The sequence below is a fragment of the Amycolatopsis sp. AA4 genome, from assembly GCF_002796545.1.
Lineage (GTDB): Bacteria > Actinomycetota > Actinomycetes > Mycobacteriales > Pseudonocardiaceae > Amycolatopsis.
Map to the genome: position 1 here is coordinate 3,775,210 of NZ_CP024894.1, position 15,836 is coordinate 3,791,045.

Genomic DNA, 15,836 nt, shown 5'->3' on the forward strand with positions numbered 1-15,836 from the left:
GCTCGGTCGACGGGTCCAGATCTTCTTCGTTCTGGACCCGTCAACGGGCACTGTTCTGGCTCTGTCCCCTGGGGCCAGGTGCCGAGATCCTGCTCGGGGAGCACTGCCGTCCGCGAGGGAGTTTGCGAGATGACCATGGCCCCATTGGCCGAGACCTGGCGGGAACGCGTCGGCGACGCCCGCCCGCGGATCGCCCTCGCCGACGGCGCCGATCCGCGCGCTGTCACCGCGGCCGCGCATCTGGTCGACCGCGGCGTGGTCGAGCCGGTCCTCGTTGGTTCGTCCGCGGAGATCGCTGCAGTGGCAGGAGAGCTTGGCGTTGCGGTGCCGCCCACTTTGGACACTGCGGTTCTGGCCGCTGACGACGCTGTCCTCGCGCGGTTGGCTACGGCGTTTCCGGACCGGGTGGAGAACGTTCGCACCGATCCGGTCGCCCTCTCCGCCGCGCTTCTCGCGCTGGGCCGGGTGGACGCGTGCCTGGCCGGGGCGACGCGGCCGACGTCCGATGTGCTCCGGGCTGGCCTGCGGATTGTCGGCCTCGCTCCTGGGGTGCGGACGCTGAGCAGTTGCTTCCTGATGTTGTTGCAGGACGGCCGATCGCTCACTTTCGCCGACTGCGCAGTGGTCCCCGAGCCGGACGCGAATGCGCTGGCCGACATCGCGGTCGGCGCGGCTTCCACGCACCGCGCGCTGACTGGGACCGAGCCCGTCGTGGCGATGCTTTCCTTTAGTACGCAAGGCAGTGCCAAGCATTCCGCGGTGGACAAGGTTCGCGAGGCGACTTCGCTGGTGCGGGAACGGCTGCCGGGCGTGGCTGTGGACGGGGAATTGCAATTCGACGCCGCTGTGGTGGATGCGGTCGGGGTGGCGAAGGCACCGCGGTCGACTGTCGCCGGGCGGGCGAATGTCTTGGTGTTCCCCAATCTTGACGCGGGGAACATCGCGTACAAGATCGCCGAACGGCTCGGCGGGGCGACCGCGCTGGGCCCGATTCTGCAAGGCGTCGCGGCGCCGCTGCACGACCTGTCGCGCGGCTGCAGCGCGGCCGACATCGAGACGATGGCCCTGATCAGCGCGGTGCACGCGGTGACCGGGCGGGAAGTGGAGGGGGTTCGATGACGCGAGCGGTGGAGCTGGTCGTGCTGGACATGGCAGGCACGACGGTCCGAGACGACGGCGCGGTCGAGGCGGCCTTCTCGGCGGCCCTGGAGGCGGTCGGGGTGCCCGCGGATTCGCCGGAGCGCGAGGACGTGGACGCCTACGTTCGCGACACTATGGGGCAGTCGAAGATCGAGGTCTTCCGGGCGCTTTTTCCCGCGGATGGTGTGGCGGAGAAGGCGAATCGGGTTTTCGAGAAGGCTTTCGCTGCGCAGGCCATTGAGGTCGCCGCGCCTCTTCCCGGTGCGGAGGAGGCGATCGACAAGCTGCGGGCACAGGGGCGTCGGGTGTGCCTGAGCACGGGTTTCTCGGCCCGGACGAGGGACGCGTTGCTGCGGCGGCTCGGGTGGACGGAGCTGGCGGATCTGGTGGTGTGCCCGGCGGACGCGGGAGGGCGGGGCCGCCCGTTCCCGGACATGGTGCTGACCGCGGTGCTGCGCTTGGGAATCACGGACGTGCGCGCGGTCGCGGTGGCGGGGGACACCGGGTTCGACATGCTGACCGGCCGCCGGGCGGGGGCGTCAGTGGCGGCTGGGGTGCTTACTGGGGCGCATGACGAGGCGACTTTGCGGGCGCACGGGGCTACGCATGTGCTGGGATCGGTGGCGGAGTTGCCGGCGATTCTTGAGCACTAGCACGGCATTGCCGGTCAGCCGGGAGGAGCCACCGCAGTAGCGATCAACGCCCGTGCCGCGATCTCGATCCTCTCCTCGTCCCCCGTCACGATGCGGTCCAGGCACAGGCCCCGCAGGCCTGAGATCAGCAGGCTCGCCCGGGCGGCTGCCTCGGGTTCCGGGTAGCCCAGTTTTCGGTACACCGGCACCAGCGGGTCCACCATCGCCGTGATCGCTTCCCTCGCGACCGTCAGGTATCGCTCCGGCTGGGTCGGGGCCAGAGCCAGCACCTGGAAAAGGATGTGGATCGGCCGTTGCTGGCGGCCTCGGGTGATCGCGTGCCACAGGGCGTGCGCCGCGGCCTCGAGGGATTTCTCGTCGTGCACCGAGTGGAACAGTTCGGTGACGTCCGGGCGGCTCGCGGCCAGCGCCTCGGTGATCAGGTTTTCCCGGCTGCCGAAGTAGTACAGCAGCATCCGTTTGCTCGTCCCCAGCGCCTCGCCCATCGGGGCCAGCGACAGGTCCGCGAGGCCGTGCGTCGCCAGGTAGTCCACGGCTTGCTGCAGCAGTTCGGCGCGGCGGCCGGTTCCGGAGTCCACCCCTTGACTGTACCGATCGGTACGTCGTACCGTCCAATCGTGTACCGATCGGTACACAGGGTGAGGAGGGGCTCATGACGGTGGCGATCGTCGGCGGCGGGATCGGCGGGCTGACGCTCGCGCTCGCGTTGCGGGAGCGCGGGATCGGCGCGGAGGTGTACGAGCGGTCGGCCGAGCTGCGGGAAGTCGGGGCGGCGGTGGCGTTGGCCGCCAACGGGTCCCGGGTCCTCGAACGGCTGGGGTTGCGGGACGAGCTGGCCGCGTGTTCCGCCGTGCCGACGGAGCTGGTGTACCGGCATTGGCGGGGCGGGCACCGGGTGGTCGCGTATCCGGTCGGCGATGCTTACGAGGAACGGTTCGCCGGGCCGTATCTCGGGGTGCATCGGGCGGATTTGCAGCGGATCCTCGCTGGCGCGTGGGGCAAGGTCCGTCTTGGCCGGCGGGTGACCGGGGTGGTCGCGGACGGGGCGCGGTACCGGCTCGAGTTCGCCGACGGGACAAGCGAAACCGCGGACGTGGTGGTGGGCGCGGACGGGGTGCATTCGACGGTTCGCGCGTGGGTGGACGACACGCCGCGCGCCCGGTACTCGGGGGCCAGCGGGTTTCGCGGGCTGGTGCCGGTGGAACAGCTGCCGTCGCTGCCGGACGCGGGGGCGATCCAGTTCTGGATGGGGCCGGGCGGGCATCTGCTGCACTACCCGATCGGCGACGGGTCGGTGGTGAATTTCCTTGCCGTGCTGGACGAACCGGCGGCCTGGGAGGGGGAGTCGTGGACCGAGGACTTTCCCCGGGAGCGCATCGCCGCCGCCTTTGAGGGCTGGCATCCGGCGGTGCGCGAGATGGTCGGCGCGACGACGTTGCCTCAGCGATGGGGATTGTTCGGCCAGTATCCGCTCAACCGCTGGCATCGCGGCGGAGTGGTGTTGCTCGGCGATGCCGCGCACGCGATGCTGCCGCACCACGGGCAGGGCGCGAACCAGACAATCGAGGACGCGGTGACGCTTGCCGAATGCCTCGCGCGGGATTCCCGCGAGGCGGCGCTCGCCCGGTACGAGAAGCTTCGGCGGCCGCGGACCCGGGCGGTCCAGCGGAGTTCTTGGGTGGCGAACGCGTTGCTGCATCTGCCGGACGGTCCGGCGGCGGACGCGCGGGACCTCGCGCTGGGGCGGATCGGCGAGACGCTGGAGTGGATCCACGCGCACGACGCGGTGTCTTTGGCGGCGGCCTCGCCGGCGCGTGCGGAGTCGTCGTAACGCGCCTCCGCGGGTGGGGTCAGGGTTTCGTGGCGAGGGCGGTGAATTCCGCGCTCGTCAGCACGTCCGCAGTGGACTGAGCGAGCACGACCAGCGTGGCCGCGTGCACCTCCGCGGCGGACATCGCGCCGTGGCCCAGGTCGGGATGGTCGTAGGTCGCGCACGCGTCGGACAGGACCGCGGTGCGGAAGTCGCGGAACATCGCGTCGCGGATGGTGGCGTGGACGCAGTCCTCGGTGGTCACTCCGGTGGCGACCAGGGTGTCCACACCGCGTCCGCGAAGCTGCATTTCGAAATCGGTGCCGTAGAAGGCGCTGTAGCGGTGCTTGAGGATCAGCGGTTCGTCCGGGCGGCGGTCCACTTCGGAATACAGCGCCGCGCCGGGCGTGCCCTCGATGAGCGCGGCGCCGGCCGCGATCGGCGGGTACAGGTCGGCGAACCGGCCCATGTCGGAGCCGTCGGGGCGGTGGACGTGCGCGGTGAAGAACACCGGGATGCCGGCGTCGCGGCAGAACCGGACGGTGTCGTTGAGGGTGGGGATCATGGCGCGTCCGGCCGGGGATTCCAGCGGGGCGCCGGGGGCCAGGAAATCGTGCTGCATGTCGATGACGACCAGCGCGGTGCGGGCCGGATCGACAGTGGACAAGCGGTAACCCATGGAAGCTCCCTCCGCGGAGGTCCATGAAGTATCACGGTTTGTCGTCGGTCGTCAAGAAAACGGCAGAGAGGCGTCAGGCGTCTTCGATCTGCGCGGCGACGGTGTGCAGGGATTCGATCAGCGCCTGGGTGGCCGGGTTCAGCCGGCGTCCGGCGGCGAGCGTCAGGCCGACGCTGTGCCCGATGTTCTCCAGCGGCGTCGGCAGCGTGACCAGCCGCGGGTCGTCCATCCCGAGCAGACCGGGGAGCGCGGCGACCATCGCGGTTTCGGTGAGCAGCTGCCGCACGGTGAGGAACGACGTCGCCTCGACGCGGTTGGCGGGCAGGTCGAGGCCGTGCTGGGCGAAGAGGCTTTCCAGTTCCTGGCGCAGCATCGTCTCGGTGCCGGGCACGATCCACGGGAACTCCGCGAGATCCTCCAGCGACACGTTCTCGCGCGCGGCGAGCGGGTGGTGCGCGCCGGCGACCACCCGGATCGACTCCTGGTACAGCGCCCGCCGTCGCGTGCCTTCCGTGCCGGGGCCGCTCAGCCTGCCGACGATCACGTCCACCCGGCCCGCGGTCAGCTCCACGAGCAGCGACTCCGGCGTGCCCTCCCGGACGACGACGGTGACCAGCGGGTGATCTTCCTTCAGGTGCGCGATCGCCCGCGGCAGCAACAGGTTCGAGCCCGCGAGGTGGATGCCGGCGACGACTCGGCCGCGCGTCGCGTCGGCGATTTCCACGACGTGTCGCGCGGCATGGGTCAGCTGGGCGAGCACGGCGCGCGCGTGTTCGGTGAACGCGGTCCCGAATTCGGTCGGCGTGATCCCGCGCGGCCCGCGTTCGTAAAGCGGCACGCCGAGGATGGCTTCGAGGTCGTGCAGTCCGCGCGTGACGACCGGCTGCGTGACGTGCAGCGCGGCGGCGGCGCCCACGACACTGCCCTGCTCGGTGAGGGTGTCCACCAGAACGAGGTGCCTGAGCTTGAGCCGGCCGTCGAGCAGGCGGGGCATCTCCATTCCGGCGACATTACTGTCCGGAGCGGCTTCCGTCGTCACGAGCGGGCGAGCCGGACCAGGGCCCGGCTGAGCGCCGAGTGCGGGTCGGCCAGGTCGAGGAAGACGTCGAAGTGGTTGCGGCCGGGCACCTCGGTCAGCGAACTGGAGCCGGGCCAGTGCGCGTGGAAAGCCTTGCTCTGCCGGTGGAATCCCGCGGCTTCGTGTTCGGCGACCGCTACGTGGAGCGGCGCGCGGCCGGGCGGCAGCAAGATCGGGCTGAGGGCTTCCGCGCGCGGGGTGTCCAGGTTCAGCCACGCGTTGGCGAACGAGCTGACGAGCGGGCGAAGGTCGAAGAGGCCGCTGATCGTCATCGCGCCCTTGACGACGTCCGCGGGCAATCCGGCGGCGTGCTGCCATTCGGCGACGGCGGTCATCGCGGCGAGGTGCCCACCGGCTGAGCTGCCGACGACGTGGATGCGCTCCGGATCGAGGCCGTGCTCGGTGCCGTGCTGATACACCCAGGCGACGGCGGCGCGGACCTGGCGCACGATCTCGTCCAGCGGTGCGGCGGGAGCGAGCGTGTAGTCGGGTACGACGCTCGCGATTCCGGCGTCGGCCAGCACCCGGGCCGGAAACGCGGTGTCGTGGCGCGAGAGCATCCGCCAGTAGCCGCCGTGGACGGCGAGGACGACGGGGCGCAGCTGTCCGGGGGCGATGCCCCAGACATCCAGCCGTTCGTCGCTGTGCGGGTCGAAGGCCAGGTCAGCGACGCCGTCCAGACCGGCGGTGGCGGATTCGGAGGCGGAGCGGTAGCGGGCCATCGCGGCTTCGAACTCGGCCTCGGTCACCGTGGCCTGCGCGCTGTAGTCCCGATCGACGTTCGGATCGCTCACGCGGTCATCCTTCGCCGCTGCTGCCATGCCTGGCCAATGCTCATTCTGGCCGAGGCTATGCCCGCCGAGGCATGGCCAAGGCATGTCCAGCCGGCTATGGGAGCGGCGGCAAAGAGCATTGGCCAGGCATTCCGGACGTCCCTACGGTCAGTTTCATGGCTGCGGAACTCCACAACGTCGTCGGCGGGACCCGGGTCGCCGGGCGGCGCACCTTCGAGAAGATCGATCCGGTCGACGGGTCGCTCGTCGCGCACGTCCACGAGGCGGGGCCGGACGTGGTCGACGCCGCGGTGGCGGCCGCGCGCGCCGCGCTGGACGGGCCGTGGGGGCGCGCTTCGGTCGCCGAGCGCACCGCCTTGCTGCGCCGGATCGCCGACCGGATCGAGGAGCGCTTCGAGGACTTCGTCGCCGCGGAGGTCCGCGACACCGGCAAGCCGGAGCAGCTGGCGCGCGACCTGGATGTGGCGCGGGCGGCGGCGAACTTCCGTTCGTTCGCGGACACGGTCGCGGCGGCCGGTCTCGATTCGTTCCTGACCGATCTGCCCAACGGCCGGAAAGCGCTGAACTACGCGGTGCCGAAGCCGCTGGGCGTGGTCGCGGTGATCGTGCCGTGGAACCTGCCGCTGCTGCTGTTGACCTGGAAGGTCGCGCCCGCGCTCGCGTGCGGCAACGCGGTGGTGGTCAAGCCGTCCGAGGAAACGCCGTCGACCGCGACGCTGCTCGCCGAGGTGATCGCGGAGGCGGGTGCGCCGGACGGGGTGTATAACGTCGTTCACGGCTTCGGGCCGGACTCCGCCGGGGAGTACCTCACCGCCCACCGCGGCATCGACGGCGTGACGTTCACCGGCGAATCCCGGACCGGCTCGGCCATCATGCGCGCGGTCGCTCCGTCAGTCCGGCCGGTTTCCTTTGAGCTGGGCGGAAAGAACGCGGCGGTGGTGTTCGCGGACTGCGACCTCGAGAAGACCCTCGACGGCCTCGCTCGCTCAGTTTTCTTGAACACCGGCCAGGTATGCCTGTGCACGGAGCGGGTCTATGTCGAGCGATCCGTCTTCGACGCGGTCGCGAACGGGCTTGCCGAGCGTGCGAAAGCGTTGCGGCTGGGACGGCCGGACGATCCGGACACCACGACGGGGCCGTTGATCTCCCAACAGCACCGCAAGAAAGTCCAGTCCTATTTGGACCTCGCGGTGGCCGAGGGAGCGACGGTGCTGACGGGCGGTTCGGTGCCGGAACTCGGGCCGGATCTCGCGGGCGGATCGTGGATCGAACCGACGTTGTGGACCGGGCTCGACAACTCCGCGCGGGTCGTGCGCGAGGAGGTTTTCGGGCCGGTCGCGGCGCTGATCCCGTTCGACACCGAGGAGGAAGCGGTCCGGCTGGCGAACGACACCGACTACGGGCTCGCCGCCGCGGTGTGGACGACGAACCTGGAGCGCGGCCACCGCGTCGCACAGCAGATGCGGGTTGGGATGGCCTGGGTCAACACCTGGTATCTCAGAGATCTCCGCTCGCCGTTCGGCGGCGTCGGGCTTTCCGGCATCGGCCGGGAGGGCGGCCTGCACTCGATGCACTTCTACACCCAGCCGACGAATGTGTGCGTGCAGCTGTGACCACCGTCGAGGAACGCGCCGAACTGCTGGACCGCGCGACCGCCACCGGGCAGGCGATTCCGCAGCTCACCAGCGATGGACCGATGAGCCTGGACACCGCGTACGCCGTGCAGCACGCGGGAATCGCGCTGCGCGAAGGGCGCGGCGAGACGGTGGCCGGGGTCAAACTGGGCTTCACGAGCAAGGCGAAGGCCGAGCAGATGGGCGTCTCGGACGTGATCATCGGCTCGCTGACCGACCGCATGCGGATCGAGGACGGCGGGACCTTCGACGTGAGCCGCGGCGTGCATCCGCGGGTCGAGCCCGAGGTCGCGTTCCGGCTCGGCCCGGACGGCGAGCCGGCGGCCGTCGCGCCCGCGCTGGAGATCATCGACAGCCGGTACCGCGATTTCAAGTTCAGCCTGGCCGACGTGGTCGCGGACAACACCTCGGCGTCGGCGTTCGTGATCGGGCCGTGGACGCGGATCGACCAGCTGGCCGCGCTGGCCGTCGACCTGCTCTTCGACGGCGAGGTCGTCGCGAGCGGATCGACGGCGGACATCCTCGGCGACCCGCTGCGCGCGCTTCCCGCCGCACAGCGGATGGCGGCGGCGTACGGACATCGGCTGGGCGAAGGGTCGGTGCTGCTGGCCGGTGCCGCGACCGCGGCCGTCGCGCTGAAAGCCGGGACGCACGTCGAGGCCCGGGTCGCCGGGCTGGGCTCGGTTTCGGTTCGCACCAAGGAGGGATGAGCGTGGCGCAAGCCCATGTCGTCGCCGGGAAGGCGACGCCGCGCGGGCGGTTCCCGCACGTCAAGGTCGTCGGGGACCTGGTTTTCGTCTCCGGCACCAGCAGCAGGCGGCCGGACAACACGTTCGCCGGCGCGGAGGCCGACGAGTTCGGCGTGACCGCTTTGGACATCCGGGCGCAGACCCGCGCCGTGCTCGAGAACATCCGCGACATCCTGGCCGCGGCCGGCGCGGGGCTCGAAGACCTCGCGCAGCTGACCGTGTTCCTGGTGAACATGAACGATTTCGGCGGCTACAACGAGGTCTACGGCGAGTTCTTCGACGAGAACGGCCCGGCCCGCACGACCGTCGCGGTGCACCAGCTGCCGCATCCGCATCTGCTCATCGAGATCCAGGCGATCGCCCGGATCCCCGGCAAGGAGGAACGATGACCGCCATCCCGCCCGTGTTCGACTTCGCCCAGTGGATCGCCGACCACGAGGACGAGCTGAAGCCGCCGGTCAACAACAAGCAGATGTGGGCCCCGATGGGCGATTTCATCGTGCAGGTGGTCGGCGGGCCGAACCAGCGCACCGACTACCACCTCGACCCGTACGAGGAGTGGTTCTACCAGTACAAGGGCGACATGCACGTCAACCTGATGACCGAGGACGGCCCGCAGCGGGTCGACATCCGCGAGGGCGAGATGTGGATGCTGCCGCGGAACGTGCACCATTCGCCGCAGCGTCCGCAGGAGGGCTCGATCGGGATCGTGATCGAGCGCATCCGCGAGGAGGGGACGCTCGAGAAGTTCGTGTGGTTCTGCCTGGAGTGCGACGCGAAGGTGCACGAGGTGGAACTGCAGGTGCGCGACATCGTCGACGACCTGCCGCCGGTGTTCGAGCAGTTCTACTCGTCCGAGGAAGCCCGCACCTGCGGGGCCTGCGGCACGCTGCATCCCGGGAAGGGCTGAGCGTGCGCGCGATCGACGTCCACAGCCATTTCGTTCCGCACGGCTGGCCCGACCTCGGCGAGGGAATGCCGTGGCTGCGCGCGGAAACCGAACGCGAGGCCGTGATCATGGTCGGTTCGGAGGAGTTCCGCCGGATCCGGTCCGACTGCTGGGACGCGTCCGTCCGGCTGCGCGACATGGACGCCGACGGGATCGAGGCGCAGGTCGTCTCGCCGACGCCGGTGTTCTTCGGCTACGAAACCAGCCCGGGCCAGGGCGAGAAGATCGCGCGGGTCTTCAACGACCTGGCGCTGGAGATCTGCGCGCCCGCGCCGGACCGGCTGATCCCGTTCTGCCAGGTTCCGCTGCAGGACACCGACGCGGCTTGCCGCGAACTCGACCGCGCGGTCGCGGCCGGGCACCGGGGCGTGGAGGTCGGCAACCACGTCGGCGACCGCGACCTCGACGACGCGGGCGTGGTGACGTTCCTGCAGCACGCGGCGTCGCTCGGCGTCCCGGTCTTCGTGCACCCGTGGGACATGCCGCTCGCGCCGCGGCTGGACCGCTGGATGGCGCGGTGGCTGACCGGGATGCCCGCGGAGACGCACCTGTCGATCATCGCGATGATCCTCGGCGGCGTGTTCGACCGCGTGCCGCCGAGCTTGCGGATCTGTTTCGCCCACGGGGGCGGGTCGTTCGCGTTCTGGCTGGGACGGCTGGAGAACGCGTGGCACCAGCGGGCGGACGTCATCGCCACCTCGGAGAAACCGCCGTCGGAGTACGTGGGGCGGTTCAGCGTGGATTCGGTGGTGTTCGCCGAGGCGGCGCTGCGGAATCTGGTGGATACGCTGGGAGTGGAGCAGGTGATGGTGGGGAGCGATTATCCGTATCCGCTGGGGGAACGGCCCGCCGGCGGGGTGGTGCGGCGGGCGGAGTTCCTTGATGACGCTTCGCGGGAGTTGTTGTTGCGGGGGAACGCGAAGCGGTTCCTGGGCTAGTTCAGGCCGAGGTGGTCCCGCAAAGTAGGCCCGCGGTAGTCCTCCCGGAACACCCCGCGTTCCTGCAGCCGCGGCACCACCTCGTCGGCGAACCGGTCCAGCCCGCCCGGCGTCACGTGCGGGACCAGGATGAAGCCGTCCGACGCGTCGGCCTGGACGAGGTCGTTCATGGCGGACGCGACGGTCTCGGCGGAGCCGATGAAGTTCTGCCGTCCGGTGACCTCGATGATCAGTTCCCGGCTCGACAGGTGCTTCGCTTCCGCCAGCTGCCGCCATTCGTGCGCGGTCGCGACCGGGTCGCGGTGCATGCGGACGGACGCGCGGCCCTTCGAGATCAGGTCGCCGACCACCGGGTCGAACGACGGCAGCGGGCCGTTCGGGTCGTGGTCGCTGAGGTCGGTGTTCCAGAGCTGTTCCAGGAACTTGATCGCGGTCTGCTCGCTGACCTGCTGCAACCGGACCTCGTGCGCGATTTCGTGCGCTTCGGCGTCGGTGTCGCCGAGGACGAAGGTGGCGGCGGGCAGGATGACCAGTTCGTGCGGGGAGCGGCCGTATTTGGCGAGGCGGCCCTTGACGTCGGAGTAGAACGCCTGGCCTGCTTCGAGGGTGCCGTGCCGGGTGAAGATGGCGTCGGCGGTCGCGGCGGCGAACTCGCGGCCCTCTTCGGAGTCCCCGGCCTGGATGGTGACCGGGCGGCCCTGCGGGCTGCGCGGGACCGGGAAGCGGCCGGAGATGTCGAAGTGGGCGTCGCGGTGCGCGAAGTGGCCGCCGTCGGTCAGGAAGCGGCCGGATTCCTTGTCCGCCACCAGTTCGTCGCCACGCCAGGAGTCGAAGAGTTCCCACGCCGTGCGCAGGAAGGTTTCGGCGCGGGAGTAGCGCTGGTCTTGCGGCAGGAAGCCGCCGCGGCGGAAGTTCTCGCCGGTGAAGGCGTCCCAGGACGTGACGACGTTCCACGCGGCACGGCCCGCCGACAGGTGGTCCAGGGAGGCGAACTGCCGGGCCACCTCGAACGGTTCGTTGAAGGTGGAGTTGATGGTGCCGGCCAGGCCCAGCCGGTCGGTGACGGCGGCCAGCGCGGACAGCACGGTGAAGGTGTCCGGACGGCCGACGACGTCGAGGTCGTAGATTTCGCCGCCCTGTTCCCGCAGCCGCAGGCCTTCGGCGAGGAAGAAGAAGTCGAACTTCGCGCGTTCGGCCGTCTGGGCCAGCTTGACGAACGAGCTGAACTCGATGTGGCTGCCCGCTTCGGGATCGCTCCACACGGTGGTGTTGTTGACCCCGGGGAAGTGCGCGGCGAGGTGGATTTGCTTGGCAGTCATGGAAATCTCCCGGGACTCAGGCGGCGTAGCGGTTGGCCGGGCGCGGCAGGCCGAGCAGCCCGCGCAGGGTCGAGGCCTCGTATCCGGTGCGGAAGGCGCCTCGGTCGCGCAGTTCGGGGACCAGCGCGCGGGTGATCGCGGTCAGATCGTGCGGCAGGGCGCCGGGGCGCAGCCGGAACCCGGTCAGACCGGCGGCGTGCCAGTCGAGCAGAAGGTCGGCCAGCTGGGCCGGGGTGCCGGTGAAGACGTGGGCGTCCGAGGAGAACTCGGCGCGGTCGTCCAGGCGGGCTTTGCGGTCGGCCGCGGCCTGCTCGGTTTCGCCGAGGAACACTACGAGGTCGGCGAAAACCTGAAGGGGCGCACCGATTTCGTCAATGATCGACGCGGCGTGCGCACGGTCGTTCGGGGTCACGTACACGACGTCGGCCTGACGCGCGGCGAGGCGGTAGGCGTCGGGACCGTGCGCGAGGGCGGCGACAATCGGCTGGCCCTGCGGCGGACGCGGCGTGATGGACGGTCCCTTGACGGAGAACCAGCGGCCCTCGAAGTCGATGTAGTGCAGTTTCTCGCGGTCGATGAACCGGCCGGTCGCGACGTCGCGGATCTCGGCGTCGTCCTCCCAGCTGTCCCACAATCGGCGCAGTACCTCGACGTAGTCGGCGGCTTCCTCGAACAGTTCGGGCACCTCGGGCGGGGTGCGGCGGCCGAAGTGCTGGAACTCCGCCGGGCTGGCGGAAACCTGCACGCGGACCCCGGCGCGGCCGGTGCTGACGTAGTCGAGCGTCGCGATCGCCTTCGACAGGTGGAACGGCTCCGTGTGGGTGACGACGGCGGTCGGGATCAGGCCGATGTGCGACGTCAGCGGGGCGATCCGCGAGGCGAGCAGCACGGCGTCCAAGCGGGTCTGCGCCCGGTCGGGCCGGGCGGCCGGTTCGCTGGGGTCGCGCAGGGAGAGGAAGTCCTCGAAGGTGACGAAGTCCAGGTGCGCGGCTTCGGCTTCCTGGACCAATTCGGTCCAGTATCCGGCGGTGAGCAGGTCGGCCGGGCGGGCGTCGGCTTCGCGCCACGCGGCCGGATGCCAGCCGGCGCCCTCCAGCGCGACGGCGAGCCGTGGTCCGGTGAGCCCTGTCATGCTGCGTCCTTTCCCCGTGGATGCCAGCAGTGTGGCGCGGGAACCGGGGCGCGGGCGACGGTAACCAGCGTCTGGGACAGTCCGCGGGAACGGGAATAAACCGGTTGCCCGCTGTCGCGCCGGCGCGGTTTGCTCGATGCCGATGAATCGGATGCACACGGACGAAGCGGATATCGACGACGACCTGGTCCGTCGCCTCGTCGCGGCGCAGTTTCCGCAGTGGGCCGGGCTGCCGGTCTCGCGGGTCGCCTCGTCGGGGACGGAAAACGCGATGTTCCGGCTCGGCGACGACCTGGTGGCGCGGCTGCCGCGGCTGGAGCGCGGGGCCGCTGAGATCGGGCACGAACAGCGCTGGCTGCGGTGGCTCGCGCCGCGGCTGCCGGTCGCGGTGCCGGAAGTGCTCGCCGAAGGACGGCCCGGCGAGGGTTTCGCCTGGGCCTGGTCGGTGCTGCGCTGGCTGCCCGGCGTCAACCCGGAGTTCGGCGACGCCCAGGTGGCGCGGGACCTGGGCGCGTTCGTGAAAGCGTTGCGGGGCCTCGATACTTCCGGCGCGCCGGAGATCAGCCGCGGCCGCCCGCTGCGCACGCGGGACGCGCCGACCCGGGAGGCGATCGCCCAGCTCGGCGGCGATCCGGCGTACGTCACGGCGTGGGAGAAGGCGCTCGCGGCACCGGAATGGGCCGGGGAGCCGGTGTGGCTGCACGCGGATCTGTCGCCGGGGAACGTGCTCGTCGACGACGGCGGATTGAGCGCGGTGCTGGACTTCGCCGGGGTCGGGATCGGCGATCCGGCGGTGGACGTGATCCCGGCGTGGAACACGTTCGCGGCGGCCGAGCGGAAGGTGTTCCGTTCAGCGGTGGAGGTGGACGACGCGACGTGGGAACGCGGGCGGGGCTGGGCGTTGTCGATCGCGCTGATCCAGCTGCCGTATTACCGGGAGACGAACCCGGTGCTGGCGGCGAATGCTCGGCGCACGATCGAGGCTGTGTTGGAGGGCTGACCCTCGGGGTTTCTTTCAGCCGCTCAGTACCCGGCGGGCTGTCGGTCCTTGCCGTGCTGCCCGTGCAGTCATTCTGCGGGACCGTCGTGCTGTCGGCTGCCGGCCCTCGTGTCGCCGGGCCGCTGCGGCGGTGTCGCGCTATCGCGGACACGTGATCCTTGCCAGTGCCCGGCGGCGGCGCAAACCCCCGCCCTCCTCTGGGGGACGGCCCTTGTCCAGTCTATCCGCCCCCACCGACAACCCCGGGCCCTTCAGCCGGGTTGTCCACAGCGAGCGCGACTTGGGGAAACGTCCGCGCGCACCACCGAGGGGCCCGCCTGGCTGGGCGGCGGAGACCACGAACGGGTGCGAGCCACTGCCTCGACGTCGCGGGCGCGAGTGCCGAGTCCGCGCCGTTCACGACCACACCTGGCTAGACCTGGTCTCCACGCGGCCACCGGTGCCCGAGTGGCTTCCCGAGGACGGCGCGCAACCGGAACTTCGGAGCCGGACATGCCATACCTGCGGCGGAACTGAGCCTCAGGCGGGCCGGGATCACGAGTTCGTGGACCGGTGCCGCCAAAGCCCACAAGGGGCGGGCCGGGAACCGGGTGCAGGTGACTTCAGTGGTCCGGTACACCCGGGCCGCGTCGAGGTGCACGATGTTGCGGGTCGTCATCAGCGGCGACGGTGCTTCGAGGACGACCCGGTCCGGCGTGGCCGAAGCGATCGTCCAGCCGAGCACCCGGTCTGGGGACAGCGGGCGCGCAGGCCGAGGCCGAGCCACCCGGTGCGCAGGAAGGCGCGCGGCGGCGGCGGAGCGTCTTCCCGGACCGCGCGGGCCCACGAAAGGGCGTCGCGCTGGTCTCCGGCAGGGCGGGCAATGTCCACTGTGGACGTGAAATCCGGCACCCGGCCAACGCTGGACCGTCATGCCGCCGGTTTCCAGCCCAGCTCCGGTCCCAGCCGGGTGGCGAGATCGGTGAGGATCTGCACGTAATCCTCGTGCTCGAAGGTGAACGGCAGTGCGAAGGCGACCTCGTCGATCTCGCGGAAGGCGGCGTGCCGGTACAGCTGCTCGGCGAGCTCAGCGGACGTGCCGACGTAATCGCGCGAGAACAGCAGACCGCCCGGGCCCTGCGGGGTTTTCGTGCGGGGCAGGCGTTTTGCCGCATAATCCTCGTACTTCGCGCGCTGCTCCGCCGTGGCGTTGTCGGTCGGAATCACCACCAGGCCTTGCGAAACCCGAGCCCGCGCGCCGTCCGGATGGTGGGCCCGGAACGCGCGTACGTGCGACAGCTGGATCTTCTCGAAGTCCGTCGAGCCTTCCTCGGCCCGGACGACGCTGCTGGTCAGGTAGTTCATCCCGGCCTGTCCGGTCCAGATCGCCGACCGGGTGCTCGCGCCGCCGTACCACAGGCGGCTCGCGAGACCCGGCGAATGCGGCTGCACGCGGTCGGAGAATGTCTCGATGCCTTCGGTGCCGCTGAACGTCGAAGCGGGCTCGCCGCGGACCAGCGACAACAGTCGCGAGACCCGGTCGTAGCCGAAGTTTTCGAGGTCGCCGGTGTCCGGATACAGCGCGCCGCGCACGTCCTCGTAGTGCATCGGCGGGCTGACGCTCACTCCGGGGTTGAGCCGTCCGCCGGACAGGACGTCGACGGTCGCCAGGTCTTCGGCCAGCCGCAGCGGGTTTTCCCAGCCGAGCGGGATGACCGCGGTGCCCAGTTCGATCCGGCTGGTGCGCTGGGTGGCCGCGGCGAGCACCGCGACCGGCGACGAGATGCCGTACTGCAGGTGCCGGTGGCGCACCCAGGCGCTGTCGAACCCGAGCTGCTCGCCGAGTTCCAGCACGCGCAGCGTGGATTCGTGGCCCGGCCGCGGGTCGTCGCCGTCGAACAGGCCGATCGTCAGGAAACCCAGTTTGCGCAGCGGGTGCGTTTCGCTCGGCACGGCGAATCCTTCCTCGGGTGAACTAAGCC

General features: G+C 70.5%; 16 protein-coding genes. 9 read left to right on the plus strand and 7 right to left on the minus strand.

The window, feature by feature from the left end; genetic code table 11:
• Positions 1-129: 129 nt before the first annotated feature.
• Entirely contained in the window at positions 130-1,119 is a 990-nt protein-coding gene (locus CU254_RS17610) for a phosphotransacetylase (RefSeq protein ID WP_009077958.1), read from the plus strand.
• Positions 1,116-1,793 carry a phosphonatase-like hydrolase gene (locus tag CU254_RS17615; RefSeq protein WP_009077960.1) on the plus strand — a complete coding sequence of 226 codons (678 nt, stop codon included), beginning with the start codon at positions 1,116-1,118 and terminating at the stop codon, positions 1,791-1,793. Before CU254_RS17610 ends, CU254_RS17615 begins: the two co-directional genes overlap by 4 nt.
• A gap of 14 nt (positions 1,794-1,807) precedes the next feature.
• Here CU254_RS17615 and CU254_RS17620 read toward each other — a convergent pair whose 3' ends face one another.
• Positions 1,808-2,371 carry a TetR/AcrR family transcriptional regulator gene (locus tag CU254_RS17620; protein WP_037714000.1) on the minus strand — a complete coding sequence of 188 codons (564 nt, stop codon included), beginning with the start codon at positions 2,369-2,371 and terminating at the stop codon, positions 1,808-1,810.
• A 74-nt stretch (positions 2,372-2,445) separates the two neighbouring features.
• On the opposite strand from CU254_RS17620, the gene CU254_RS17625 reads away from it, so the two are divergent.
• The gene (locus tag CU254_RS17625; RefSeq protein WP_009077963.1) at positions 2,446-3,624 is read left to right on the plus strand and encodes an FAD-dependent monooxygenase; all 1,179 of its coding nucleotides are present in this window, start codon (positions 2,446-2,448) and stop codon (positions 3,622-3,624) included.
• A 19-nt stretch (positions 3,625-3,643) separates the two neighbouring features.
• Here CU254_RS17625 and CU254_RS17630 read toward each other — a convergent pair whose 3' ends face one another.
• The 3 genes from CU254_RS17630 to CU254_RS17640 form a co-directional block, all read right to left on the minus strand.
• Entirely contained in the window at positions 3,644-4,282 is a 639-nt protein-coding gene (locus CU254_RS17630; RefSeq protein WP_009077965.1) for a cysteine hydrolase family protein, read from the minus strand.
• Positions 4,283-4,355: 73 nt separating this feature from the next.
• On the minus strand, positions 4,356-5,282 hold the full coding sequence (locus CU254_RS17635; protein ID WP_037714007.1) for a LysR substrate-binding domain-containing protein: 927 nt from the start codon (positions 5,280-5,282) through the stop codon (positions 4,356-4,358).
• Positions 5,283-5,317: 35 nt separating this feature from the next.
• Positions 5,318-6,154, minus strand: coding sequence for an alpha/beta hydrolase (locus CU254_RS17640; RefSeq protein WP_037714009.1), 837 nt, complete (start codon positions 6,152-6,154; stop codon positions 5,318-5,320).
• 155 nt (positions 6,155-6,309) lie between these two features.
• Between CU254_RS17640 and CU254_RS17645 the strand changes: the two genes are divergently transcribed.
• From CU254_RS17645 to CU254_RS17665, 5 genes are read left to right on the plus strand one after another with little or no spacing between them, the layout of a single operon-like run.
• Positions 6,310-7,767 carry a 2-hydroxymuconic semialdehyde dehydrogenase gene (locus CU254_RS17645; RefSeq protein WP_009077971.1) on the plus strand — a complete coding sequence of 486 codons (1,458 nt, stop codon included), beginning with the start codon at positions 6,310-6,312 and terminating at the stop codon, positions 7,765-7,767.
• The gene (locus CU254_RS17650; RefSeq protein ID WP_050788211.1) at positions 7,764-8,498 is read left to right on the plus strand and encodes a 2-keto-4-pentenoate hydratase; all 735 of its coding nucleotides are present in this window, start codon (positions 7,764-7,766) and stop codon (positions 8,496-8,498) included. The genes CU254_RS17645 and CU254_RS17650 overlap by 4 nt, the downstream gene beginning before the upstream one ends.
• Before the next feature lie 2 nt (positions 8,499-8,500).
• A complete protein-coding gene (locus CU254_RS17655; RefSeq protein ID WP_234392836.1) occupies positions 8,501-8,926 on the plus strand; it encodes a RidA family protein in 426 nt (141 codons plus the stop codon).
• Positions 8,923-9,447 carry a 3-hydroxyanthranilate 3,4-dioxygenase gene (locus CU254_RS17660; protein WP_037714010.1) on the plus strand — a complete coding sequence of 175 codons (525 nt, stop codon included), beginning with the start codon at positions 8,923-8,925 and terminating at the stop codon, positions 9,445-9,447. Before CU254_RS17655 ends, CU254_RS17660 begins: the two co-directional genes overlap by 4 nt.
• A gap of 2 nt (positions 9,448-9,449) precedes the next feature.
• Positions 9,450-10,424, plus strand: coding sequence for an amidohydrolase family protein (locus tag CU254_RS17665; protein ID WP_009077976.1), 975 nt, complete (start codon positions 9,450-9,452; stop codon positions 10,422-10,424).
• Here CU254_RS17665 and CU254_RS17670 read toward each other — a convergent pair.
• Both CU254_RS17670 and CU254_RS17675 read right to left on the minus strand, forming a co-directional pair.
• Entirely contained in the window at positions 10,421-11,743 is a 1,323-nt protein-coding gene (locus CU254_RS17670; protein WP_009077978.1) for an NtaA/DmoA family FMN-dependent monooxygenase, read from the minus strand. The two genes, CU254_RS17665 and CU254_RS17670, sit on opposite strands and share 4 nt — an antisense overlap.
• 16 nt (positions 11,744-11,759) lie before the next feature.
• Positions 11,760-12,875 carry an LLM class flavin-dependent oxidoreductase gene (locus CU254_RS17675; protein WP_009077980.1) on the minus strand — a complete coding sequence of 372 codons (1,116 nt, stop codon included), beginning with the start codon at positions 12,873-12,875 and terminating at the stop codon, positions 11,760-11,762.
• A 151-nt stretch (positions 12,876-13,026) separates the two neighbouring features.
• Here CU254_RS17675 and CU254_RS17680 point away from each other — a divergent pair, with 151 nt between their 5' ends.
• Positions 13,027-13,875, plus strand: a complete 849-nt coding sequence (locus CU254_RS17680; protein ID WP_100266818.1) for an aminoglycoside phosphotransferase family protein — start codon at positions 13,027-13,029, stop codon at positions 13,873-13,875.
• A gap of 909 nt (positions 13,876-14,784) precedes the next feature.
• On the opposite strand, the gene CU254_RS17690 is transcribed toward CU254_RS17680, so the two are convergent.
• Positions 14,785-15,807, minus strand: coding sequence for an LLM class flavin-dependent oxidoreductase (locus CU254_RS17690; RefSeq protein ID WP_009077987.1), 1,023 nt, complete (start codon positions 15,805-15,807; stop codon positions 14,785-14,787).
• Positions 15,808-15,836: the final 29 nt, after the last annotated feature.

Excerpts from the sequence above, each read along its gene's own strand:
- CU254_RS17610 (WP_009077958.1), top strand. The coding sequence starts at position 130 with ATGACCATGGCCCCATTGGCCGAGACCTGGCGGGAACGCGTCGGCGAC.
- CU254_RS17615 (WP_009077960.1), top strand. The coding sequence starts at position 1,116 with ATGACGCGAGCGGTGGAGCTGGTCGTGCTGGACATGGCAGGCACGACG.
- CU254_RS17625 (WP_009077963.1), top strand. The coding sequence starts at position 2,446 with ATGACGGTGGCGATCGTCGGCGGCGGGATCGGCGGGCTGACGCTCGCG.
- CU254_RS17630 (WP_009077965.1), bottom strand. The coding sequence starts at position 4,282 with ATGGGTTACCGCTTGTCCACTGTCGATCCGGCCCGCACCGCGCTGGTC.
- CU254_RS17635 (WP_037714007.1), bottom strand. The coding sequence starts at position 5,282 with ATGGAGATGCCCCGCCTGCTCGACGGCCGGCTCAAGCTCAGGCACCTC.
- CU254_RS17645 (WP_009077971.1), top strand. The coding sequence starts at position 6,310 with ATGGCTGCGGAACTCCACAACGTCGTCGGCGGGACCCGGGTCGCCGGG.
- CU254_RS17660 (WP_037714010.1), top strand. The coding sequence starts at position 8,923 with ATGACCGCCATCCCGCCCGTGTTCGACTTCGCCCAGTGGATCGCCGAC.
- CU254_RS17670 (WP_009077978.1), bottom strand. The coding sequence starts at position 11,743 with ATGACTGCCAAGCAAATCCACCTCGCCGCGCACTTCCCCGGGGTCAAC.
- CU254_RS17675 (WP_009077980.1), bottom strand. The coding sequence starts at position 12,875 with ATGACAGGGCTCACCGGACCACGGCTCGCCGTCGCGCTGGAGGGCGCC.
- CU254_RS17680 (WP_100266818.1), top strand. The coding sequence starts at position 13,027 with ATGCACACGGACGAAGCGGATATCGACGACGACCTGGTCCGTCGCCTC.